The sequence below is a fragment of the Pseudomonas sp. WS 5010 genome, from assembly GCF_012985565.1.
Taxonomy (GTDB): Bacteria; Pseudomonadota; Gammaproteobacteria; order Pseudomonadales; family Pseudomonadaceae; genus Aquipseudomonas.
This window is the reverse complement of the sequence record NZ_JAAQWQ010000001.1, coordinates 757021-781474: the sequence shown is the minus strand read 5'-3', so window position 1 is coordinate 781474 and position 24454 is coordinate 757021. Positions and strand designations below refer to the sequence as shown.

General features: G+C 60.1%; 20 protein-coding genes. 10 read left to right on the top strand and 10 right to left on the bottom strand.

Annotation, left to right across the window (positions count from 1 at the left end; genetic code table 11):
• Positions 1-364: 364 nt before the first annotated feature.
• On the bottom strand, positions 365-1459 hold the full coding sequence (locus tag HBO11_RS03715) for a hypothetical protein (protein ID WP_170058782.1): 1095 nt from the start codon (positions 1457-1459) through the stop codon (positions 365-367).
• A 127-nt stretch (positions 1460-1586) separates the two neighbouring features.
• On the opposite strand from HBO11_RS03715, the gene HBO11_RS03710 reads away from it, so the two are divergent.
• From HBO11_RS03710 to pbpG, 4 genes are all read left to right on the top strand, one after another.
• Positions 1587-2231 carry a hypothetical protein gene (locus tag HBO11_RS03710; RefSeq protein WP_170058781.1) on the top strand — a complete coding sequence of 215 codons (645 nt, stop codon included), beginning with the start codon at positions 1587-1589 and terminating at the stop codon, positions 2229-2231.
• Positions 2232-3011: 780 nt separating this feature from the next.
• Positions 3012-3236 (top strand): hypothetical protein, encoded by a 225-nt coding sequence (locus HBO11_RS03705; protein WP_170058780.1) that lies wholly within the window; start codon positions 3012-3014, stop codon positions 3234-3236.
• 184 nt (positions 3237-3420) lie between these two features.
• The gene (locus HBO11_RS03700; RefSeq protein WP_170058779.1) at positions 3421-4617 is read left to right on the top strand and encodes a tyrosine-type recombinase/integrase; all 1197 of its coding nucleotides are present in this window, start codon (positions 3421-3423) and stop codon (positions 4615-4617) included.
• A 132-nt stretch (positions 4618-4749) separates the two neighbouring features.
• On the top strand, positions 4750-5673 hold the full coding sequence (pbpG, locus tag HBO11_RS03695) for a D-alanyl-D-alanine endopeptidase (protein WP_169954404.1): 924 nt from the start codon (positions 4750-4752) through the stop codon (positions 5671-5673).
• Between the two features lie 48 nt (positions 5674-5721).
• On the opposite strand, the gene HBO11_RS03690 is transcribed toward pbpG, so the two are convergent.
• Positions 5722-6408 carry a peptidase C39 family protein gene (locus tag HBO11_RS03690; protein ID WP_169954430.1) on the bottom strand — a complete coding sequence of 229 codons (687 nt, stop codon included), beginning with the start codon at positions 6406-6408 and terminating at the stop codon, positions 5722-5724.
• 212 nt (positions 6409-6620) lie between these two features.
• Here HBO11_RS03690 and HBO11_RS03685 point away from each other — a divergent pair, with 212 nt between their 5' ends.
• Complete coding sequence (locus HBO11_RS03685) at positions 6621-6782, top strand: hypothetical protein (RefSeq protein WP_169954405.1); 162 nt, start codon at positions 6621-6623, stop codon at positions 6780-6782.
• A gap of 38 nt (positions 6783-6820) precedes the next feature.
• Here HBO11_RS03685 and HBO11_RS03680 read toward each other — a convergent pair whose 3' ends face one another.
• Both HBO11_RS03680 and HBO11_RS03675 read right to left on the bottom strand, forming a co-directional pair.
• Positions 6821-8101 (bottom strand): Zn-dependent hydrolase, encoded by a 1281-nt coding sequence (locus HBO11_RS03680; protein ID WP_169954406.1) that lies wholly within the window; start codon positions 8099-8101, stop codon positions 6821-6823.
• A 155-nt stretch (positions 8102-8256) separates the two neighbouring features.
• Complete coding sequence (locus tag HBO11_RS03675; protein ID WP_169954407.1) at positions 8257-9744, bottom strand: NCS1 family nucleobase:cation symporter-1; 1488 nt, start codon at positions 9742-9744, stop codon at positions 8257-8259.
• A 602-nt stretch (positions 9745-10346) separates the two neighbouring features.
• Here HBO11_RS03675 and hydA point away from each other — a divergent pair.
• The 3 genes from hydA (at position 10347) to preA (ending at position 14576) form a co-directional block, all read left to right on the top strand.
• Positions 10347-11786: a dihydropyrimidinase gene (hydA, locus tag HBO11_RS03670; protein WP_169954408.1), complete on the top strand. Its 1440-nt coding sequence runs from the start codon at positions 10347-10349 to the stop codon at positions 11784-11786.
• Positions 11787-11933: 147 nt separating this feature from the next.
• The gene (locus tag HBO11_RS03665) at positions 11934-13301 is read left to right on the top strand and encodes an NAD(P)-dependent oxidoreductase (RefSeq protein ID WP_169954409.1); all 1368 of its coding nucleotides are present in this window, start codon (positions 11934-11936) and stop codon (positions 13299-13301) included.
• Positions 13302-14576, top strand: a complete 1275-nt coding sequence (preA, locus tag HBO11_RS03660; protein ID WP_169954410.1) for an NAD-dependent dihydropyrimidine dehydrogenase subunit PreA — start codon at positions 13302-13304, stop codon at positions 14574-14576.
• 111 nt (positions 14577-14687) lie between these two features.
• Here the strand turns inward: preA and HBO11_RS03655 are convergent, their stop codons facing one another.
• Positions 14688-15308, bottom strand: coding sequence for a TetR/AcrR family transcriptional regulator (locus HBO11_RS03655; protein WP_029298440.1), 621 nt, complete (start codon positions 15306-15308; stop codon positions 14688-14690).
• 115 nt (positions 15309-15423) lie between these two features.
• Here HBO11_RS03655 and copC point away from each other — a divergent pair, with 115 nt between their 5' ends.
• A complete protein-coding gene (gene copC / locus HBO11_RS03650) occupies positions 15424-15789 on the top strand; it encodes a copper homeostasis periplasmic binding protein CopC (RefSeq protein ID WP_169954411.1) in 366 nt (121 codons plus the stop codon).
• A 3-nt stretch (positions 15790-15792) separates the two neighbouring features.
• On the top strand, positions 15793-16650 hold the full coding sequence (gene copD / locus HBO11_RS03645) for a copper homeostasis membrane protein CopD (protein WP_169954412.1): 858 nt from the start codon (positions 15793-15795) through the stop codon (positions 16648-16650).
• Positions 16651-16693: 43 nt separating this feature from the next.
• On the opposite strand, the gene HBO11_RS03640 is transcribed toward copD, so the two are convergent.
• From HBO11_RS03640 to ercA, 5 genes are all read right to left on the bottom strand, one after another.
• The gene (locus HBO11_RS03640; RefSeq protein WP_169954413.1) at positions 16694-17845 is read right to left on the bottom strand and encodes an HlyD family secretion protein; all 1152 of its coding nucleotides are present in this window, start codon (positions 17843-17845) and stop codon (positions 16694-16696) included.
• A complete protein-coding gene (locus tag HBO11_RS03635; RefSeq protein ID WP_169954414.1) occupies positions 17842-19503 on the bottom strand; it encodes an MFS transporter in 1662 nt (553 codons plus the stop codon). Before HBO11_RS03635 ends, HBO11_RS03640 begins: the two co-directional genes overlap by 4 nt.
• 731 nt (positions 19504-20234) lie before the next feature.
• Positions 20235-21713, bottom strand: coding sequence for a DASS family sodium-coupled anion symporter (locus HBO11_RS03630; protein ID WP_169954415.1), 1479 nt, complete (start codon positions 21711-21713; stop codon positions 20235-20237).
• A 124-nt stretch (positions 21714-21837) separates the two neighbouring features.
• Complete coding sequence (locus HBO11_RS03625) at positions 21838-23229, bottom strand: hybrid sensor histidine kinase/response regulator (protein ID WP_169954416.1); 1392 nt, start codon at positions 23227-23229, stop codon at positions 21838-21840.
• On the bottom strand, positions 23213-24376 hold the full coding sequence (gene ercA / locus HBO11_RS03620; protein WP_169954417.1) for an alcohol dehydrogenase-like regulatory protein ErcA: 1164 nt from the start codon (positions 24374-24376) through the stop codon (positions 23213-23215). The genes HBO11_RS03625 and ercA overlap by 17 nt, the downstream gene beginning before the upstream one ends.
• Between the last annotated feature and the right edge of the window lie 78 nt (positions 24377-24454).

The following is a 24454-nucleotide window of genomic DNA, read 5'->3' as shown; positions in this document are numbered from 1 at the left end:
GTACGGATTATCACGATAATCAGGCGAAGGACGGCAGCAATCAGGTTTATCCACTCGGTCAGTCGTTTCATGCGGTAGCGCTCCGGCCTGGTTAATGAAGCCAGCATGCCGTCACGACTGTTTTTAAAGCAGGTGGGAAAGCTTGTAGGAGGCCTTCCTACAAGTAGCAACTTTCTCTCACGCCTACCCCATTGACACCACTCCACCGCCCGGGCATGGCCCGGCAAGGACTCCCCATGGCTGAGTAAATCATCAAGGCCTACCACACCGGCTCATACTCCGATGGTGATCGGATCCTACCATCCCGCCAGCAACACACAGCTCGAGATAGAAACGTAAGACGCGAGTTGGCCTAATGGCGGAGCTATTTACCCCTTACTTTATCTATCAACCCCCCAAGTTGCTCTAACCCGTCGAAGGTCGAGGGTATTGACCCGTCGTTATTTACAATCCCGCTGAAGATAATTTGATCGAAGCGTTCAAGAAGCTCAGGACTGCCATCGCGCACTTCTTTTGCATACCTTGCATAATCTTGGATAAACTGGCAAAGCGTCATACGCAAATCTATCTGTAATAGCTGGGTCTTAACCGATCTAAAGTTGTGAAGTGCAACTCTGAAAAAGTACGCCAACACCAATTCAAAACCAATCAACCCAATGTAAAACTCCCCATCCAACGAAACATCCTTTACGGGATTGAAAGTCAAATAAAACTTCACAAAAAAAGGTATCATCATTAAAAGGCCAAGAGCCGAAAGTAAAACAAGCCCTACAACCCCTTCTCTGCCTTTTTGAGTTCTTAAGTTTTTGAATCCATCATACAAACCGAAGAAATTAAAAGCATCTCTATATTTATCAAGGCTATCCTTAAGCAGATCTACTTTCTCTTGTCTAACCGTCAAGTCTTCCTCAGTACGCTTTTTTTGCTCCACAACACTCTGAAGCAACAGCTTCAGGTCACGTACATTCTCTAGGCCAGGATGATAAACATACCTCTTTAAAACTAACATGAGCATTTGATGCTCTGCAAACCTGACAGACAATTGAGTTTGATTATTGAACAACTTCTCATTAATCGAAACCTGAAGCACTAATCCCTGCAACTTTTCTGGGAGCTCATCAGGCGAGCTCGCCTGATACTCTATCGCAAACCTGTAACAAATAGAGAAAAGTTCTTGTATCAAATCCGAATTCTGAATATTAAAAAGCCTCAAGAGCTCTAAAAATCGAACGCCACTATCCTCGACATTAAACCCACACCTATCATCAAATTTTAACGGTAAACTCCCCATACAACGCAGAGTTTCGCAAACAAATAACACAAAAAAATCTTTTCCACCCTCATTTGATATTTTAATTAAATGCTCGCCGAGTCGATCACCTAGACTATCAATTAACAACTTATTATCAGAATTAGAAAAAAATGATACCCCACCATCTACGCCACTCCACTTTTCCATTTTTATCGAATCCTTGAGCCTCGTTTTCGGATAATAAAAGTCTACTTGAAAATACAACACCAAGCTCAAAATAATCCTTTACCCGCTCTCCTTCCAAATCAGCCGCTATAGCGGCAAGGACGAAGTCATGCCTGAAATAAAGGAACGCCCAATCCTGCTCTCGGCGCCGATGGTGCGCGCCGTCCTGGAAGGCCGGAAGACGGTCACGCGCCGGGCACTCAAGATGCCTCATGGCTTTTGGGAGACCTCTGCCGCCGGCGAACTGGTGCCTATTCCTGCCAACTGCCCACACGGCAAGCCCGGCGACCGCCTCTGGGTGCGCGAGAGCCACGCCCAGGTTTTCGAAGGGGATATCCCGCAAGGCAGGTATACCGGCCCTATCGGCACCATGGGGAGTCCGGCGCGGCCTGACTGGAAAAGCCGGTACGTGTACCGGGCAGACGGTGACATGCCGAACGTCCAATGGCACCACGTCGGTGACAGTCAACCTGTGCGCTGGACACCGAGCATCCACATGCCTCGCGCTGCCTGCCGCATCCTGCTGGAGATCACCGACGTGCGCGTCGAGCGGTTGCAGGACATCACCTACGAGCAGGCGGCTGCCGAGGGCGTTCACCGAGGCCCGCTACGCGAGTGGTGCGCGAGCGACGAAGGTGGCGCCTGCCACAAGTACCCGGTGCCCGCCTTCCGCGATCTCTGGCAATCCGTCGGCGGCAACTGGGACGCCAACCCGTGGGTATGGGTGGTCGAGTTCAAGCGGGTGACGCCATGATCGCCACCCTCTGGTTCGACTATCGTTTCTGAACTAACCAAACACCATATAGAGAGCTAGGCCTCTTTAAAAATAATCGGTAATGGAAAACCTCAGACAGAAACGCAAACACTATGCCAGCGGCAACCACCCATACAGCTGATCTCGCCCCAAGGTCAAATAGCCAAATAATAAATATTAAGGAATACATATTCACGGAATTTGAATATCCATGGCGAACAAACCAATCCACTGGCGTACCCCATAGCTCCGAAATCTCAGGGCGCGAGTCTGAAATCAGCCTGTACATAAGCGCAGTTGTGACAAACTGAATCAAGAATGTTGGCAAACATACCGCTATGGAAAGCATCAACAACTTGAAAAAGTCGAGTCGCTCAAATAAAGCAGGACTGTGTATATACCATAGTAAAAATCCCGGAACGATAAAGCCTATCAAAATTATCGTCAGGTTTGACGCTATTGAAAAGTTTATCTTTTCGATGTTCTGAATATCCATATAAATCTGCCCCTTCTGGCTTGGATTCCTATTGGAATAGTAAACCCTGCTTCAGGGACATTACAGGCCTATCCCCCATATCCCCCTACATGCCTGCCGGTGAGCGGCGGGCGAGGAATCACGCAAAAGAGTTCGCCCAGCCATCTGAGGCCACTCAGCGTTTGCTCTGAAACATCTGGCTGGGCGAACAACAGAAGACTAGCTGCCTTTGATGGCCGCGTCCCTATCCACTTTCTGAACAATTCACCCTCACCTTCTGCCGCCCAGCGCGGCAAGGACACCCCATGTACGCAACGAAACTCACCCTGCTCCTGACGGCCATCGTGCTGTACGTGGCGGGGTCCACCTTCTGGTTTTTCTGGCAGGTGCCGGAGTTGCTCTCCACCGGTACCGAACAACCCCTGATCGCAGCATTCGCCGGCACCATCGCCTGGATGCTGCTCACCTTCGGTTTGATCATCCACATCATCAAGACAGCGCGGCCTACGGCGGGCGGCGGGAGGCATTAATGGCAGAGGCCCAGGAAAGACCGGAAACGTTTCAACTCGACAAAGTGCCAGAGGCGCGAATGGCCGAGATCATCGGCACCACCAAGCGGGCGCTGGAGGGAAAGCGCGACCGAGGGGTAATCCCAGAAGGCGTCTGGAACAAGATAGATGGCCGGATTTTTTACAGCATCAGGAGATATGAGACATGGCTAGAAAGCCAATGGGCCTGCCCACAGGAGTTGAGTTTGCCGGCCAGTCAGTCCGAATTCGCTTTACTTGGCGAGGGGAGCGGCGCTGCGAGACTCTCGCACATCCCCAAACACCAAAAGGCATCAAGGCGGCAGCCGATCTACGTGATCAAGTAATCAGCCTGGCGAAACATGGGGTTTTGGATGATCAGCGATATGCTGAACTGTTCCCAAACTCCAGCTACACCCCGATGTCGCTGGTGATGACCTTCGGCGAATACGCCCAAGCATGGATCAATAGCCTGGAGATCGTACCCGGGACACGTAGAAACTACCTGGCAACGATCAACGCCTACTGGATGCCTTGGCTGGGCCAGCTCCCTATCAACGCAATCACGCCAATGGTCCTGCGCAAAGTAATCAGCCGGACGGTGTGGGAGTCCCCGTCAGTCAAGCGTGAGGCAATCTCCCGCGTAACATCCTTGCTAAAAGCTGCTGTCCAGGACGAGCTGATAGATCGGAACCCGGCCACGCCCATAAAACTGCCCAAGAAGGTGCGGAAACAGGTAGAGCCGTTTTCAAGCGAAGAAGCGGACGCAATCATTGAATGGATGTATGCGAACTTTCAAAAGCCAGCGGCACGGATCTATGCAGCCTACTTTGAGTTCGCCTTTTACAGCGGGATGAGGACTGGGGAGTTAGCGGCACTGCGCTGGGAAGAGGTCGACCAACAAAAGCGCGTAGCGCACGTTTGCCGGATCATTGTTGATGGGGAGGTAGAAGAGCGCACTAAGACCAAGTACGCAAGAACGGTGATGCTCAACAGTCGTGCGCTGAAGGCACTTGAGCAGGCCCGGCAGATTGCGGAATCCCGGGCGACGCAGCGGCGAAGATTGAGCAAGGAGTCGCCGTACGTGTTTCCACCATCGGGAGGCTCGGAGTTTATCCGATGGGCAAACCGGTCAGGTGACCAGTTCGTCAAGGCTCTGGAAGCCCTGGAAATAGCCCCACGGCCTCAGTACAACTGCCGTCATACCTATGCCACTATGTGTTTAATGGCCGGCATGAACCCTGCTTTCATCGCGGACCAGCTTGGGCACAGTGTCCAGGTACTACTGACGACCTATGCCAAATGGTTGTCATCAACTACCGACTGGTCAGAAGTTGGCAAGCTGGAACAATCCATGATTGGTACAAAATTGGTACAGCCCTAACCAATCATCGGCTTACAGCCTTTATTTAAAGGCTCTCTATCGGTTTCTGATCCATACTAATAATATGTAACGTCATTTTTCATAAAGCCGGTCGCACCCGGTATTTTTCTATCTTTTAGCGAGTCCATCCGCGTGAATATTCGTCTCTCTCTCGTCAGCCTGTTCTTCGCATTCGCAGGCACTGTCGCCAACGCCAGTGAAACCACCCTGGCCCCACGGGATACCTCGCAGCTGCATATCGCTTCGGGTAGCGCGATGCTGGTGGATTTGCAAACCAACAAGGTGATCTACGCCAGCAACCCCGACGTAGTCGTGCCGATTGCTTCCGTCACCAAATTGATGACCGGCATGGTGGTGCTGGACGCCAAGCAGAACATGGACGAGTACATCTCCATCAACATCAGCGACACCCCGGAAATGAAAGGCGTGTTCTCACGGGTCAAGCTCAACAGCGAGATGCCGCGCAAGGAGATGTTGCTGATCACCCTGATGTCCTCGGAAAACCGTGCCGCCGCCAGCCTGGCCCACCACTATCCGGGCGGTTATGCCGCATTTATTGCCGCGATGAACGCCAAGGCCAAGGCCCTGGGCATGAATAGCACGCGCTATGTCGAGCCCACCGGCCTGTCGATCCATAACGTGTCCACCGCCCGCGACTTGAGCAAGCTGGTGCAAGCCGCGCACAAATACCCGCTGCTCACGCAACTGAGCACCACCAAGGAAAAAACCGTGTCGTTCCGCAAGCCCAGCTACACCCTGGGATTTTCCAATACCGATCACCTGGTCAACCGGGCCAACTGGGATATCAAGCTGACCAAGACCGGCTTCACCAACCAGGCCGGCCACTGCCTGGTGCTGGTGACGAGCATGGGCAATCGTCCGGTATCGCTGGTGATCCTCGATGCTTTCGGCAAGTTCACGCACTTTGCCGATGCCAGCCGCATCCGCAAGTGGATTGAAACCGGCAAGAGTGGCTCGGTGCCGGACGTGGCCCTGCAATACAAGGCCGACAAGAATCTCAAGGCCCGCCAGACCGGGGTCGCCCAGTCCCATTGATACACGATTGGCAGGTACAAAAAACGGCGCCCTCGGGCGCCGTTTGCTTTATGGCTGCTTCGGTCTTTCGGCCATCACCTTGAGTGCCTGGGCTGCCGCCTGCTCCTGGCCGGCCTGGGCGGTTGCGTTAGCGGCCTGCTGCCACCGCCCCGCATCCAGATTGGCCGGCAACTGGCTTGGGCGCTGGACCAGCACCGCCCACTGCCCGGCGCTGTTCCAGGCAGACTCGAAGTCGCTGAACGCCACCGGGCGTCGCCGGTCCCTTGCGACTCGCAGCAATACCGTACTGTTCTGCTGGTTAAAGCCCACCAGTACCGCATAACGCGGCTCGGCCCAGAGTGTCGAGCCCTCGGTGATGCGCACCATCACCGGATACCCCGCCGCCACCTGCGCCAACAGCGCGGTTAGCTTGGCATCCAGCGGATACACCAGCATCCCGTACTCACGCGCCAGTATCTGCATATTGCGCTCAAGGTCCGCTTCCCCACCCGGCAGGTGCAATGGCTTATCCAGCAAGCCCGGTGTAATCACAATGCCTTGTTGCGACAGCATGCTGGCCAAGGCGGCTGGGCCACCCTGGTAGGTGTCGCCTCGAAAGGCCGGCACACCGTTGAGCTCTACACGTTCGGGCAGTCCGTGGATTTTCGAGGGGGTGGGATGCCCGGCACACGCGGCCAATCCGAGGACGCAGGCAGCCACCAGCGAGGATTTTTTGAGACTCGACCGTAAACGCAACTTCTTCACTCTCTTGATCATCTGCGGGCTGGGGCGTTGATCATAGGGCGCTCTTGGACGCCGGTATAGCCTTGGGCAGCAGTAAAAAGCCCGGGATAGAGCAAACAAGTTGGACGGACACGACCATTGGTCAATAGCACGCAACCGGGAGGCAGCTAGACTGTCCATTGCAAAGACAGTGTGTGCCCTGCACAGGGCAAAAGGAGGCACTCATGAGCCTGACAACCACGATTTTCCTGCTGGTGCTTGGCTGGCTGGCCGTCGCCGGCGCCATGTTGTGGGGGGTATTGCGCGTGACCCGCCGGCATCATCATCCACAGCCCAAGGCCGCGACACGCGCCAAGGCCCATAAGCCTGTCGCCCATCACGCCTGATAAATAATGTAGGAGCCGGCTTGCCGGCTCCTACAGGTTCAGGCCACCCGCTTGTTGGCCACGGCCGCCGACGCCGCCACCATCGCCCGCAGCAATACCGCGCACCCCGCCGCCAGGTCATCCGGCGCCGCGTTTTCGATCTCGTTATGGCTGATCCCGCCCTCACACGGCACGAATATCATCCCCGCCGGCCCCAATTCGGCAACGAAGATCGCGTCGTGCCCGGCACCGCTGACGATATCCATGTTCGACAGGCCCAGGCCATTGGCCGCCTCACGTACAGCATCGACACACCCCTTGTCGAAATACAGCGGTGGAAAATCGGCGGTAGGCACCATTTCGAAGGTCAGGCCGTGCTTGGCGCAGGTGTCGTCGATCACCTGGCGCACCTGGGCAATCATCGAGTCCAGGCGTGCCGGCTCCAGGTGGCGGAAGTCCAGGGTCATGCGCACCTCGCCAGGGATCACATTGCGCGAGCCCGGGTAGGCTTGCAGGCAACCCACGGTGCCACAGGCATGGGGCTGATGGCCGAGGGCTGCTGCGTTTACCGCAGCCACCACTGCCGAAGCACCGACCAGGGCGTCCTTGCGCAGGTGCATCGGCGTCGGCCCAGCGTGGGCCTCGACCCCACGCAGGGTCAGGTCGAACCATTTCTGGCCGAGCGCCCCCAGCACCACGCCGATGGTTTTGCGCTCATCTTCAAGGATCGGGCCTTGCTCGATATGGGCTTCAAAATAAGCCCCTACCTTGTGCCCACTGACCGGCCGGGTGCCCGCATAGCCAATCGCATTCAGCGCATCGCCCACCGTGACGCCCTCGGCATCGGTCTTGGCCAGGGTGTCTGCCAGGGTGAATTTCTCGGCAAACACCCCGGAGCCCATCATGCATGGCGGGAAGCGCGAGCCTTCTTCGTTGGTCCACACCACCACCTCCAGCGGCGCCTCGGTTTCGATCTGCAGGTCATTGAGCGTGCGCAACACCTCCACTCCCGCCAATACACCGAAGCAGCCGTCGAACTTGCCGCCAGTCGGCTGGGTGTCGATATGGCTGCCGGTCATCACCGGCGCCAGCGCCGGGTTGCGCCCAGGGCGACGAGCAAAGATATTGCCCACACCATCGACGGTCACGGTGCAACCCGCATCCTCGCACCATTGCACAAACAGATCGCGAGCCTGGCGATCCAGGTCGGTCAGGGCCAGTCGACACACACCGCCCTTGGGGGTAGCGCCAAGCTTGGCGAGGTCCATCAACGACTGCCACAGGCGGTCGCGGTTGATATGCTGATGGGTCGATTGCAGAACGTCGATGGCAGCGTTCATGGGGATCTCCTCAGGCAGTATTTCTTATGATTGGCGCGGTCCAGATGTGGGAGCGGGCTTGCTCGCGAAGGCGGTGTATCAGTCAATATATCCATCACTGACCCACCGCCTTCGCGAGCAAGCCCGCTCCCACAGTTGATTGCATTCCACATCGCTTACAGGGATGTCTTGGCAGCGACCGGGCTGGTTTTGCGCTTGCTGCACAGGCCGTAATACAACAACCCGCCCAACGCCGAGCCGGTGAACCAGCCATAGCTGTAGAACCAACTGAATGCATCGCTACCCAGCGACAGCAAGGTCAGCACCACCGGCACGCCAAAGGCGATAAACCCTGCCACATTCCACGCCGGGTACACGTCATCGCGGTACAACCCCGCCAGGTCCAGTTGCTGGCGGCGGATCAGGAAATAGTCCACCACCATGATCCCGGCAATCGGCCCCAACAGGCTCGAATAACCCAGCAGCCAGTTGGAATACACGGTTTCCAGGCTGACATCGGACACGATCAGGCCGAGTTTTTTCAGCAGTTCATGGGCCATCAACGCCAGCCCCACCAGGCCGGTAAGCACCACGGCGGTGGTGCGGTTGATCAGCTTGGGCGCGATGTTCTGGAAGTCATTGGTGGGCGAGACAATATTCGCCGCCGTGTTGGTCGACAGCGTGGCAATGATGATCAACGCCATCGCCACCGCCACCCACACCGGGCTCTGGATGTGGCCGATCAGGGTCACCGGGTCGGAGACGCTGACCCCCACCAGCTTCACCGAGGCGGCGGTCATGATCACGCCCAATGCGGCGAACAGGAACATGGTCAGCGGCAGGCCAAAAATCTGCCCCAGGATCTGGTCCTTCTGGCTTTTGGCATAGCGGCTGAAGTCGGGAATATTCAACGACAACGTGGCCCAGAACCCGACCATCGCCGTCAGCCCGGCCATGAAGTAACCCGTCAGGCTCGCGCCTTCGGGCCGCTTGGGCGGGATCGCCATCAGCTCGCTGAGCGACACATTGGGCAACGCCCACACCAGCAGGCCGATACCCACCGCCACCAGCAGCGGCGCCGACAGGGTTTCCAGCCATTTGATCGACTCGGCGCCACGCAGCACCACCCACAGGTTCAGCACCCAGAAGATCATGAAGCCGATCACCTCGCCGGTGCCGCCCAGGCTCTTCCAGCCCTCGAAAATCGAGCCGAGGAACAAGTGGATCGCCAGCCCGCCGAACATCGTCTGGATACCGAACCAGCCACACGCCACCAGCGCACGGATCAGGCACGGCACATTGGAGCCGAGAATGCCGAAGGATGAGCGCAACAGCACCGGGAACGGAATGCCGTACTTGGTCCCGGGAAAAGCGTTGAGCGTCAGGGGGATAAGCACCACGATATTGGCCAGCAGGATCGCCATCAGCGCCTCGCCCACCGACAAACCGAAGTACGCGGTAAGCACCCCACCCAGGGTGTAGGTCGGTACGCAGATCGACATGCCGACCCACAGCGCCGTGATGTGCCACTTGTTCCAGGTTCGTTCGTGCACCTTGGTCGGTGCCATGTCGTGGTTGTAGCGGGGGCTGTCGAGGACGTCGCTGCCGGCGTCGAGTTCATACAGGCCGTCGCGTTCTATGACTTGCGATCTGTTCTGTTGCATGGCCGCTCCACGGTTTTTTTTAAAATTATTGTTGCTCATCCGGCGCTCAACGCTGGATGGCCGTAGTCCCGCATGGACAACATGACATCACGGACCCGGCCAACCGCCAGCGCACTCAATTACCGTGCCGCAAGCCGTCACCCCATCCGTACCGCTTATATAACTGGCTGATGTTTATCAGCTTTATTTTATTTACCGAAAAGTCCCACGGCACTTTCAACGTTACTCAGGCCAAATAACGCAGAAGTTGTCCGAACAATCAGGACTCAATCTGGTGCAACACAATTATTTTTATTACTACCCGCCGTCAAGAGGCAACTCTCAAGCGTCTGATTTGCAATAGGAAATGTTGCTCATATTGGGAACCTGTCAAGTGCGTCAAAATGGTGAATGGACGCTACATTTTGGTGATTTCAGATTTTTATCTATATATTTCAACAATTTAATCTTGATATATGTTTATAAAAAATAATCTTGATCATTCGAAAAACTCGGGCTAGTTTCTATTCCTGTCACCACTGACAAGAATAAATCTTGCACGGTGTGCAGCACTACAACACTTAGAACTGGCATAAGCCGGTCAAGCCTCTGAGGAACTCGGCATGTCTCTGTTGATCCGTGGCGCTACCGTTGTTACCCATGATGAAAGTTATAAAGCCGATGTCTTGTGCGCAGACGGTCTAGTCCGCGCTATTGGCACTGATCTGGATATTCCCGCCGGCACCGAGATACTCGATGGCAGCGGCCAATACCTGATGCCCGGCGGTATCGACCCCCATACCCATATGCAATTGCCCTTCATGGGCACCGTGGCCAGCGAGGACTTTTTCAGCGGTACGGCAGCGGGCCTGGCGGGCGGGACCACGTCAATCATCGATTTTGTGATTCCCAACCCACAGCAGTCGTTGCTGGAAGCCTTTCACCAGTGGCGTGGCTGGGCCCAGAAGTCGGCGGCCGACTACGGGTTTCATGTGGCGATCACCTGGTGGAGCGAACAGGTGCGCGAGGAAATGGCCGAGCTGGTGAGCCATCACGGCATCAACAGCTTCAAGCACTTCATGGCCTACAAGAACGCGATCATGGCCGCCGACGACACCCTGGTCGCCAGCTTCGAGCGCTGCCTGGAACTGGGCGCGGTGCCCACCGTGCATGCGGAGAACGGCGAGCTGGTGTATCACCTGCAACGCAAGCTGATGGCACAGGGCATCACCGGGCCCGAGGCCCATCCGCTGTCGCGCCCCTCACAAGTGGAAGGCGAAGCCGCCAGCCGCGCGATCCGCATTGCCGAAACCATCGGCACGCCGCTGTACCTGGTACACGTCTCGACCCAGGAAGCCCTCGACGAAATCACCTACGCCCGCGCCAAGGGCCAGGCGGTCTATGGCGAAGTCCTGGCCGGGCACCTGCTGCTGGACGACAGCGTGTACCAGCACCCCGACTGGCAGACCGCTGCGGGCTACGTGATGAGCCCGCCCTTCCGCCCACTCGGGCACCAAGACGCGCTGTGGCGCGGCCTGCAATCGGGCAACCTGCACACCACCGCCACCGACCACTGCTGCTTCTGCGCCGAACAAAAGGCCGCTGGGCGTGACGATTTCAGCAAGATTCCCAATGGTACCGCCGGCATCGAGGACCGTATGGCGCTGCTGTGGGACGAAGGGGTCAACACCGGGCGACTGTCGATGCAGGAGTTCGTCGCGCTGACCTCCACCAACACGGCGAAGATCTTCAACCTCTACCCGCGCAAAGGTGCGATCCGGGTCGGCGCCGATGCCGACCTGGTGCTGTGGGATCCCCAGGGCTCGCGAACCATCTCGGCCAAGACCCACCATCAGCAGGTGGACTTCAACATCTTCGAAGGCAAGACCGTACGCGGCGTGCCCAGCCACACCATCAGCCAGGGCAAGCTGGTCTGGGTCGACGGCGACCTGCGCGCCGAGCGCGGTGCCGGGCGCTATGTCGAGCGGCCGGCGTATCCGGCGGTGTTCGAGCAGTTGCGCAAGCGTGCGGAGCATTCCAAGCCAGCCGCGGTGAAACGCTGACATCGCCGATCGCAGGCAAGCCAGCTCCCACACTTGATCGGGTTCACACAGTTCAAATGTGGGAGCGGGCTTGCCCGCGATGAGGCCAGTGCAAACAACAAAAAAATCAATGCCCGCCAGAGGCAAAAAAACCGTGAGGACACTATCGTGATCCAGACCCTGAACCACCTCCCCCACCCCGACGAAGACAAGGCGACCCTCGCCAGCCATTTCACCGACCTGGCACCGCCCCTCAACGCCCGCCAGGCGCACCTGGAAGCCTCGCGCTGCCTGTATTGCTACGACGCACCGTGCGTCAACGCGTGCCCCAGCGAGATCGATATTCCGTCCTTCATCCGCAACATCCACACCGACAACGTCCAGGGCGCAGCGCAAAAGATTCTCTCGGCCAACATCCTCGGTGGCAGCTGTGCCCGGGTGTGCCCGACCGAAATCCTCTGCCAGCAGGCCTGTGTGCGCAACCACAGCGAAGAATGCGCCCCGGTGCTGATCGGCCTGTTGCAACGCTATGCCATCGACCACGCGCACTTCGAGCAACACCCGTTCCAGCGCGCCACCCCTACCGGCAAGCGCATCGCGGTGGTCGGCGCCGGGCCGGCAGGTTTGTCCTGCGCCCATCGCAGTGCCTTGCATGGGCATGACGTGGTGATTTTCGAAGCCCGGGAAAAGGCCGGTGGCCTCAACGAATACGGGATCGCCAAATACAAACTGGTGGATGACTTCGCCCAGAAGGAGCTGGATTTCCTCCTGCAGATCGGCGGCATCGAAATCCGCCACGGCCAGCGCCTGGGTGACAACCTGAGCCTGAGCGACCTGCACCAGCAGTTCGACGCGGTGTTCCTCGGCCTGGGCCTGGCCGCCAGCAAACACCTGGGCCTGCCCCATGAGGACGCCCCCGGCCTGCTCGCCGCCACCGATTACATCCGCGAACTGCGCCAGGCCGACGACCTCAGCCAACTGCCCCTGGCCGACCGCTGCATCGTGCTCGGTGCCGGCAACACCGCCATCGACATGGCCGTGCAAATGGCCCGCCTGGGCGCGCGCGATGTCAACCTGGTCTACCGCCGTGGGCTTGCCGACATGGGCGCCACCGGCCATGAGCAAGATATCGCCAAGGCCAACCAGGTGCGCCTGCTGACCTGGGCCCAACCCGACACGGTGCTGCTGGACGACCAGGGCCAGGTACGCGGCATGCGCTTTGCCCGCACGCGCCTGGAAAACGGCCGCCTGCACCCCACCGGCGAAACTTTCGAGCTGGCGGCAGATGCGATCTTCAAGGCCATCGGCCAAGGCTTCGACGACCAGGCCTTGCACGACCCACTGGCCCAGCAACTGCAACGCCAGGGCGAACGGATCTTTGTCGATGCGCAGCTGCAAACCAGCATCCCCGGCGTGTATGCCGGTGGCGATTGCGTCAGCCTCGGGCAAGACCTCACCGTCCAGGCCGTGCAACACGGCAAGTTGGCCGCCGAGGCCATACACGCTCAACTCATGCTCAATGTGGAGGCTGCGTAAATGGCCGATCTATCGATTGTGTTCGCCGGTATCAAAGCCCCCAACCCGTTCTGGCTGGCCTCCGCACCACCCACCGACAAAGCCTACAACGTGGTGCGCGCCTTCGAGGCCGGCTGGGGGGGCGTGGTCTGGAAGACCCTGGGCGAAGACCCTGCGGCGGTCAACGTCTCGTCCCGTTATTCGGCGCACTTTGGCGCCAACCGGGAAGTGTTGGGTATCAACAATATCGAGCTGATTACCGACCGCTCCCTGGAGATCAACCTGCGGGAAATCACCCAGGTGAAAAAGGATTGGCCGGACCGCGCGCTGATCGTTTCGCTGATGGTGCCGTGCGTCGAAGAGTCATGGAAAAACATCCTGCCGCTGGTGGAGGCCACCGGTTGCGACGGCATCGAGCTGAACTTCGGGTGCCCCCACGGCATGCCGGAACGGGGCATGGGCGCGGCCGTGGGCCAGGTGCCGGAGTATGTGGAGCAGGTGACACGCTGGTGCAAGACCTACTGTTCGCTGCCGGTGATCGTCAAGCTCACACCCAATATCACCGATATTCGCGTGGCCGCCCGTGCCGCGTATCGCGGGGGCGCCGATGCGGTGTCGCTGATCAACACCATCAACTCCATCACCAGCGTCGATCTGGAGCGCATGGTCGCCCTGCCGATCGTCGGCACCCAGAGTACCCACGGCGGCTACTGCGGCTCGGCGGTCAAGCCGATTGCCTTGAACATGGTCGCTGAAATTGCCCGTGACCCCCAGACCCAGGGCTTGCCGATCTGCGGGATCGGCGGCATCGGCAACTGGCGCGATGCCGCAGAGTTCATTGCCCTGGGCTGCGGCGCGGTGCAGGTATGCACGGCGGCGATGCTGCATGGCTTTCGCATTGTCGACGAGATGAAGGATGGCTTGTCGCGGTGGATGGACAGCCAGGGCTACAACAGCCTGCAGGATTTCTCCGGGCGCGCCGTGGGCAACACCACGGACTGGAAATACCTGGACATCAACTACCAGGTCATCGCCAAAATTGACCAGGCCGCCTGCATTGGCTGCGGGCGTTGCCATATTGCCTGTGAAGACACCTCGCACCAGGCCATTGCCAGCCTCAAGCAGGCCGATGGGACCCACGTGTACCAAGTGATCGACGACGAATGCGTGGGCTGCAACCTGTGCCAGATCACCTGCCCGGTGGCGGACTGCATCGAGATGGTGCCGATGGATACCGGCAAGCCGTTTTTGAATTGGACGCAGGACCCACGCAACCCCTACCGAGAGGCGGTGTAGCCTTTTAAATCGCTATCGCAGGCAAGCCAGCTCCCACATTTGATCGGGTTCACACAATCAAAATGTGGGAGCTGGCTTGCCTGCGATGAGGCCCTCAACCGCACCACAAACTCAGGGCTCCAAGCCAATCCCCCGCAAAATCACACTGGTCACCGTCTGCACCGCCCGTTCGAACTGCATATCCGACAACGCCTGATGGTCGTTGAGGATCATCACCTGATGATCAAAGTCGGCATAGTGCTGGGTCGAGGCCCAGATCATATACAGCAGGCTCGACGGCTCCACCGCGAGGATGCGTTTGTCTTCCACCCACTGGCGGATTTTCGCTTCCTTCATCTTGGCCCAGTCGTACAGGCTTGCATCCAACGCTTCACCGAGGGTCGGCGCACCGTGGATGATTTCATTGGCCCAGACTTTGGAGCCATAGGGGCGACTGCGCGAATGCTGCATCTTCGCCCGGATGTAGCTGCTGAGGACCACCCTCGGGTCATCGAACATCTCGAAACACAGGGCGTCCTGCTTCCACACTTCCAGCAGGTCGAACAGCACCGCGCTGTACAACTCGCTCTTGGTGCTGAAGTAGTAATGCAGGTTGGAGCGCGGCAGTTGCGCCTGTTCGGCAATGTCGGCCATGGCGGTGCTGCCGTAGCCCTTTTCGGCGAAGACCTTCTCAGCCGCCAGCAGAATTTTTTCGACGTTGACCCGACGGATACCGATCTTGTGATTGCCCATAGGGGCTCCCTGACAACGACATGCCTTGAAGACTACCATCCGCTCTAGATCGGGGCGACAGCCCGAGTGGAAACTTCGTACACTGCCCACTCCTCCCATTGATAGGTAGTGCACGATGTTGATCAAGAAAACCCTGACCACGGTGACCTTGCTGGCCTCGCTGCTGGGCGCTTCGGCGGCTTTTGCCCATGCCCACCTGAAAAACACCACGCCGGCGGCCGACAGCACCGTCGCCGCGCCCGCCGACCTGCGCCTGGTGTTCTCTGAAGGTGTCGAAGCCACGTTCACCAAGGTTTCCCTGAGCAAGGACGGCACCGAAGTGGCGGTCAAAGGCCTGGAAACCCCGGACGCCGACAAGAAAACCCTGGTGGTGACCCCTGCCGCGCCGTTGGCTGCCGGCACTTACAAGGTGGAGTGGCATGCGGTCTCGGTCGATACCCACAAGAGCGAAGGCAGCTACAGCTTCAAGGTCGGCCAATAACCCATGGCAACCCTGCTGGTGCTGTGCCGTTTCCTGCACTTTCTGGCGGTGCTGCTGATGTTCGGGGCTTGTGTGTTCCGGCCCGTGCTCCTGGGCAACAAACCCCAGCCGGCACTGGACCGGCAACTGGCGCGCATCACCACGCTACTGGCCTGGCTGGCCCTGGGCAGCGGCGTGGCGTGGTTGCTATTGATCAGTGCCAGCATGGCCGGCAGGGAACTGCTGGCGCTGGACCTGGCCACCGTGCAATTGGTGCTGGTCAAGACCTTCTTCGGCCAGGTCTGGAGCGCGCACTTGCTGCTCAATGGCTTGTTGGTGCTGGGCTTGCTGACGCCCTGGAGCCGCCTGCGCCTGCCACTGACAGTGCTGCTTTTGGCAACCCTGGCCCCGGTGGGCCACGGCGCCATGCTCAGTGGCCTGAACGGGCAATTGCTGATCCTCAATCAGGTGGTACACCTGCTCTGCGTCGGGGCCTGGCTCGGTGGGTTGCTGCTGTTGGTGTTGATCCTGCGCCAAGCGCAGCGCACCGACCTGGAAGAGGTCCTGCGGCGCTTCAGTGGTGTCGGTTACGGGCTGGTAGCGGGTTTGCTGGTCAGCGGGCTGATCAATGTCCGCGTGCTTACCGGGCAATTGTGGCCTACCCCGCTGTTCAGCGGGTTTGCCTTGATCCTGTTGATCAAGGTGCTGCTGGTGACGGGCATGCTGGGCCTGGCATTGCTCAACCGGCTACGGATCAAGGGTTGCCAGCAACGTCCGGGCCAATTGCAGGCCAGCGTGTTGCTGGAATGGCTGCTGGGCGCGGCGGCCGTGGCGGCCGTTTCGCTGTTGGGCACCCTGCCACCGATGCTCATGACCCCATAAACAAAACCTCTGCAGGAGCCGGCAAGTCGGCTCCTGCCAGGGGTCAGGGCGGGCTGTTCTTCAAGCGCCCCGCCGTGTCGATACTGACCACCACCGACAACCCCGGCCGCAAGCGTTCGCTCTGCTCCTGATCCGGGTCCACCGTGATCCGCACCGGCACCCGCTGCGCGATCTTGACGAAGTTGCCGGTGGCGTTATCGGCCTGCAACAGGCTGAACTCGGCTCCCGTGGCCGGCGAGATACGCTGCACCGTGCCGTGGAATTTGCGGTGGTTCAGGGCATCGACGGTGAACGTCACCGGCTGGCCCACCTGCACGTTGTCCATCTGGGTTTCTTTCATATTGGCGATCACCCACAGCTGGTTCGGCACCAGCGCCATCAACTGCGCGCCGGAGTTGACGTAGGCCCCCAGGCGCACGCCGATCTGCCCCAACTGGCCGTCCCTGGGTGCGAGCACACGGGTGTTCGACAGGTCGATCCGCGCCAACTCCACGGCGGCCTCGGCGCTGGCGACGGCGGCTTCCAGCGAGCCGCGATTGACGATCACCGTCTGCAGATCCTGGCGGGCGATTTCCAGGCTGGCCTGGGCCTGGGCCACGGCGGCGATGGTCTGCGCGTTGGCGGCGCGGGTCACGTCCAGTTCGCGGCGCGATACCGAGCCGTCGCTGATCAGTTCTTCGTTGCGGCGCAGGTCGGCGGTGCTTTTGCGCGCCTGAGCCTGGCTGTCGGCCAGGGCCGCCTGGCGCAACTTGATGGTCGCCTCGGCGCTGTTGCGCTGTTGCACCACGTTGGCCAGGGACGCCTGCTGTACCGCCAGTTGCGCCTGGGCCTGGTCCAGGCGCTGCTTGTAGATGCGGTCGTCGAGGCGCACCAGCAGATCCCCGGCCTTGACGTACTGGAAATCCTGCACCGGCACCTCGAACACATAACCGCTCAATTGCGGGCCGATGATCGTTACCTGGCCGCGCACCAGGGCGTTTTCGGTGGTTTCGACGGCACTGCTGAAAGGCGGCAATTGCCAGGCGTACAACACGATCAACACGCCGACGATCGCAATCGCGGCAAAGCCCAGGGACGAGACGACACGCACCCCCAACGAACGCTGTTCGGTGACCGTGGCACCGGGCGGCGTGGTGCCCTCCGGGGTGGAAGCAATGGCATTGGTGGTCGTGGTGGTAGCCGTAGGTTCGCTCATGAAGGAAGTGCGCCGCTAGGTTGAACGGAAGGCGCTGCGCTGGCGGCAGCTTTCTTGGTGGTGCTCATCAGCCACAGGCTGCGGGTAAAAATCCACAACATGGTGAGGATCGCGATGATCGCGATCAGCATGAACACGTCGTTATAGGCCATGACATTGGCTTCACGGGTGGCCGCCGTGGCCAGGCTGCGAATGCCCATCAGGTTGCGCAGTTCCGGGTCGGCAATTACCGAGCCATAGGCCGAGCCACCGCTCTGCACCCGGGCGGCTACGCGCGGGTCCAACAATGTCAGGTGTTCGACAATCATGCTGGAGTGGAACTTCTCCCGCACGATCTGGAACGTGCCGAGCAACGCCGCCCCCATCAGCCCGCCAAGGTTCTGGCAAATACCGAATAACACCGAGAAACTCACGAGGTTGCGCGGGTTGGTCAGCACATTGCGCATGCCCAGCACCATGGTCGGGCCGAGGAAGAAGGTACCGCCAAACCCCAGCAAAAACTGGCTCAGGTACATGTTGTGCGGGCGAGTCAGGTTGCTGGAGAAGCTGTCCATCACCGAACCTGTGGCCATCAGGGCCAGGGATATCACCAGCGGCATCAGCAGGTGTGCCGGGTTGATGGTCAACGCGCTGATCACCAGGCCACTGATCGCCCCCAGCAGCATCACCAGGTACAAGGTGCGCATCTGCTCGCTGCTCATGTTCAGCGCCTGCAAAAAGCCGACGGCGCCGGTGGACTGCTCGGACAGCACCATGCGGATCAGGATCACCGCCAGGGCCAGGCGAATCATCACCCCGCCGCCCAGCCAGCGGGTCATCAGCAACGGGTTGGCGCGGTTATGCTCGATGGCCAGGCCGGCCATGATCAGCACCAGCGAACAGGCAGAAGCGACGCCAATCCACGGCGCTTCCAGCCACCAGTCGATACGCCCCAGGGACAGTACCGCGCAGAGCAACGCCACCCCCGAGGCGAGCAAGGCGAAGGTCAGGAAGTCGAGCTTTTCAAAGGTCTTGAAGCGGTCGCCCGGTGGCAACTTGAGCAGGAAGACACAGCCCAGGCAGGTCAGCGCCATGCCCAGTTCAAACAGGTAGAGGCCGCGCCACTCGGCAATTTGCAGCAAGTCCTCGGAAAACAGCCGTGCCATCGGCAGGGCCAGTTGCGCGGTGCCCAGGCCCAAGACCAGGGCCTTGAGCCGCCACTTTGCGGGGAACGCCTGGACCATGTAGTACAAACCCAGGGAACTGAGGGCCGCGCCCACCATGCCGTGGGCCGCACGCACGGCGATTGCCGAGCTGAGATCATTGACGAACAGATGGCCAAAGGTGACCAGGGCGTAAAGCACCAGGAACACTTCGGTAAACGCGCGCAAGCCGAACTGCTGGCGGAACTTCACCAGCAGCAGGTTCATCGACACGTTGGTCATCACGTAGGCCGCGGGCAGCCAGGCCATTTCGGCGGTGGTCGCGCCCAATGCCCCTTGCAGATACGGCAGGTTGGCGATCACCAGTGCATTGCCCAGGCCCCCGGTGATTGCCACCAGCACGCCAACCAGGGCAAAGGCCCAGCGTTTGAGCGTGGGGTGATGGGGCGTCGACGGCGACCCCGGCAAGCTCGGACGCTCGTGGGGTTGCCAGGTATGCGGGGTGTATTTATCCATTCGTGACCTTGATGACCGACGCACGAGGCCGGTAAAACCATGACTCAGAGCGTAGTAGACCTGAGCGGGGTTCATCTTGTCATCTTTGTGGGAGCTGGCTTGCCAGCTCCCACATTTGATTTGCGATGTGACGCAACTTATATGCCCAGCCCAGCCCCCCTGTGGGAGCGGGCTTGCCCGCGATAGCGGCGGTTCAGGCGATATTTCCAGTGGCTGACACACCGCCATCGCAGGCAAGCCAGCTCCCATATTTGATTTGCGATGTGGCACAAACTATATGCCCAGCCCAGCCCCCCTGTGGGAGCGGGCTTGCCCGCGATAGCGGCAGTTCAGGCGCTATTTCCAGTGGCTGACACACCGCCATCGCAGGCAAGCCAGCTCCCACATTTGATTTGCGATGTGACACAAACTATATGCCCAGCCCAGTCCCCCTGTGGGAGCGGGCTTGCCCGCGATGGCGGCGGTTCAGGCGATATTTCCAGTGGCTGACACACCGCCATCGCAGGCAAGCCAGCTCCCACATTTGATTTGCGATGTGGCACAAACTATATGCCCAGCCCAGCCCCCCTGTGGGAGCGGGCTTGCCCGCGATAGCGGCGGTTCAGGCGCTATTTCCAGTGGCTGACACACCGCCATCGCAGGCAAGCCAGCTCCCACATTTGATTTGCGATGTGGCACAAACTATATGCCCAGCCCAGTCCCCCTTTGGGAGCGGGCTCACACTGGGGCTTTTAGATCCAGCCCAGCCAGCTCCAATAGGTGGCGGCAAACACCAGCATCAACAGGTAGCCAATCAAGGTCACCAACAAGCCCACCTTGGCAAACTGCCTCGCGGTAAAGGTGCCGGTGCCCAGGCACACCATGTTCTGCGGGGCATTGATCGGCAGGATAAAGCCATAGCTGACCACAAACCCGAGCAACATGGTCATGCCCAGCCGGCTGAAGTCCCCCGGCAGGGTTTGCAGCACCGCAATCAGGATCGGCAGCAAGGCCGAGGTCAACGCAGTGGCGCTGGCAAAGCCCAGATGGATCACAATCAGGAATGCCCCAAGGATCGCAAACACCCCCAGCGGACCCAGTTGATCCAGGCCGGTATGCCCCACCACCTGCGCGCCCAGCCATTGCCCGGCCTGGGTGGTCAGCAGCGCCGTACCGAGGCTGATGCCCACGCCAAACACAATCACCGTGCCCCAGGGGATGCGCGACTGCACGTCTTTCCAGGTCATCACCCCAATCCCCGGCAGCAGCAGGAACACCAGGCCGGCGTAGGTGGTGGAGGTGGTATCGAAGCTGTGCAGGCGCCCTTCCGTGGCCCAGGCCAGCAGCAGCAATAGCGAGACCGTCAGCAGGCGCTTCTGCGGCCCGGTCATCGGACCGATATCGGCCAGAGATTGCGCCACGGCCTCCTTGCCACCGGGGATGCTGTTGGTTTCCGGAGGCAGCAACTTGAGCACCAGCAACAGCAATACCGCCGACATGATCAACGCCCACGGCGCCCCGGCGATCAGCCAGTCGATCCACGACACGCGCTGGCCGAGCATCTTGTCCATAAAGCCCACGGTCAACAGGTTCTGCGCCGCCGCGGTCTGGATCCCGACGTTCCAGATGCTGGTGCCCTGGGCGACGACGATCATGATCCCGGCGGCGATATTGGAGCGTTTGTCCACGCCAAACGCGGCGATCACCCCCATCATGATCGGCACTACACAAGCACTGCGCGCCGTGGCGCTGGGCACTACCAGGCTGAGCAGGATGGTCACCGCAATCGCCCCCACCAGAATCCCGCGGGTGCTGGTGCCAACCCGGGTCAGGGTGACCAGGGCGATACGCCGGTCCAGGCCTGTGTGGGTCATGGCGGCGGCGATAAACAACGCACCGGCCACCAGGGCCAGGGCCGGGTTGGCAAACCCGGTAAGCGCCATGCTGATGGCGGGGCTGGAACCGATCAGGTGCGTCGGGTCCTGCAGGGACGGCGCGGTGCCCAGCAGAAAGGCCATCAACGAGGTGATCATGATCGCACTGGCTTCGTAGGACACCGCCTCGGTGATCCACACCACCACGGCAAACGCCAGGATCGCCAACATCCGGTGGCCGGCTACCGGCAAATCGGCGGGCAACGGCAACAACAGCACGCCGATCATCACCAGCACGGCGATCACCAGGCCCATGGGCAGCTTGAAAGAAACAGCAGGTGTTGCGGGGGCACTCATGGAAATCTCCGTCGGCCATGACAATCAAGGCCTGCAGCATGAGGCAAAGCGTCGCGGCGGGTTTTGACAGGTATCAAGGCACACGCGATTTAAGCCTGTGGGAGCAGCTTGCCTGCTCCCACATTCAGGCCGTCGTGTCAGGCGCGGCACCCAGTAGCTGGCTCAACACCGCCCGCAGCTTGCCCGGCTTCACCGGTTTATTGAGCAACGGCGCCTCCAGGCGCTGCAACGAACGCCGGCACTGGTCCGTGCGGTCGGCCGTGATGATCACCGCAGGGATCCTGCGGTCGAAATGCTCGCGCAACTGCTTGACCACCTCGCAGCCGACCACACCATGATCGAGGTGGTAATCGGCCAGGATCAGCTCCGGCGCCCTACCCTGCAACGCCACCAACGCGCCCGCCTGATCAGTGGCGGTCACCACTTCGCAGCCCCACTGCCCAAGCAACGCGCGCATGCTTTCCAGGATGCTGGTTTCGTTATCCAGCACCAGCAGGCGCCGCCCCGGCAATGGGTTGCCGGCGCCGGCCTGGGGTGGCGCGAGGCTGATGGGCAGCGGTATTTCCTCGGACAGCGGCACCTCGATACTGAACATCGAGCCGCGCCCCGGCCATGAGCGCACCCTCACCTGGCAGCCGAGGATCTTCGCGATACGCTCGACAATCGCCAGGCCCAGGCCTACGCCCTTGCGATCCGCCGCCCGGCCGACGTCCAGTTGGTTGAACTCGAGGAAAATCGACTCCAGGCTGTCGGCGGCAATCCCACGGCCGGTGTCCCACACCTCCAGGCGCAGGCGATCACCGCGCCGCCGCGCCCCCAGCAGGATGCAACCCTGCTCGGTATAGCGGCAGGCATTGCTGAGGAAATTGCGCAGGATGCGTGTCAACAGGCGCAGGTCGGTGCGCAGCGCATAGCGGCCCATGTGCACACGCAGGTTCAACCCGGCCGCCGCCGCCACCGACTGGAACTCCGAAACCAGCGGCGCCAGCAGTTCGTCGAGGCGATACAAGGCAATGTCCGGCTTGACCGCCGCCTGGTCGAGGCGGGAAATATCCAGCAAGTCCGCCAGCAGGTCTTCCGCCCCTTCCAGCGCCTGGTGCGTACGCTCCACCAGGACCTTTTCCACGCTGGGCAGCTCTCGCTCGCGCAAGGTGGAGATCAACAAGCGTGCGGCATTGAGCGGCTGCAGCAGGTCGTGGCTGGCGGCGGCGAGGTATTTGTCCTTGCTGCGGTTGGCGGCCTGGGCAGCGTCGCGGGCGTCGCGCAGGTCCTGTTCGATGCGCTCGCGCCGGGCGATCTGCTGTTGCAGATTGTGGTTGGCGTCGAGCAGTTCATCGGTGCGTGCCGCGACCCTTTGCTCCAGCTCATCGTTGAGGCGGATATAGCGTTTGCGCTCGGCCTCCAGCTCATCCAACCGCGCCGTCAGCTCGGGGTAGTGGCTCTTGCGTGCCGAATGATCACCCAGCCCCAGCAGCCCGGCCAGGGCCCGCTGTTGATCGTCAGAGAGCTTCGCCATAGACGACCTCGACGTCACGCTGGCTCGACTCGCGCGGGTTGGTCAGGATGCACGGGTCGTGCATGGCGTGTTGCGACAAGAACGGAATATCCGCCACCCGCACCCCGTGCAGGCCCAGGGTTTCATGGAAGCCAATGGCATGCTTGAGCGCAATCAGGTGCTCCACCAACCGCCCGCAGATCTGCCGGTGGTTGAGCCCCCGGCAGTCGATGCCAAAAGTCTCGGCAATCACCTTGAAACGCTCCGGCGCCGAGTTGTAGTTGAACGCCACCACATGCTCGACCAGCACCGCGTTGCACAGGCCATGGGGCAAATCGAGAAAACCGCCCAGGCTGTGGGACATGGCATGCACCGCACCCAGGATCGCATTGGAAAACGCCAGGCCCGCCTGCATGCTGCCGAGCATGATTTTCTCGCGCAGGGCGATATCGCTGGGGTTGGCGATCATCTGCACCAGGTTGCCATTGATCAGGCGCATAGCCTCCAGCGCATGGGGGTCGGTCAGCGGGCCGTGGCCGGTAGACACAAAGGCCTCGATGGCATGCACCAGCGCGTCGATCCCGGTACAGGCCGAGAGAAACGGGTCCATGCTGGCGGTGGTTTCCGGATCGATCAGCGACACATCCGGCACCACCGCCTTGCTGACGATGGAAAACTTCATGCGTTCCTGCTGATTGGAAATGATCACGAACTGCGACACGTCGGCGGAGGTGCCGGCGGTGGTCGGGATCAGGATCAGCGGCGGGCTGGGCACGCGGATGGTGTCCACCCCTTCGAACTCAAGGATGCTGCGCCCATGGGCAACCACAATGCCAATGGCCTTGCCGCAATCCATCGGGCTGCCGCCGCCGACGGCGACGATCACATCGCAATGGTGCTCGCGGTAGACCTCGGCGCCCTGCATCACTTCTTCCACACGCGGGTTGGGTGACACGGCGGTGTACAGGCAGTACTCGATACCCAGGGCCTGCAGGCTGGCCTCCACATCTGCGACCCAACCGGCAGCCACTACGCCGGGGTCGCTGACCACCAGGACCTTGCGCGCACCAAAGGTCTTGGCGTAATTGCCGACATTGTGCCGGGAACCGGCGCCGAAGATGATTTCTGGGGAAACGAATTTACGCAGTTGGCTGAGACTCTGGCTCATTGGTAAGCCTGTTTTTATTGTTTTTGGAAGATACGGGCCACACTAACGCATCCGCTGGCGAATGCAATCAGACCAATG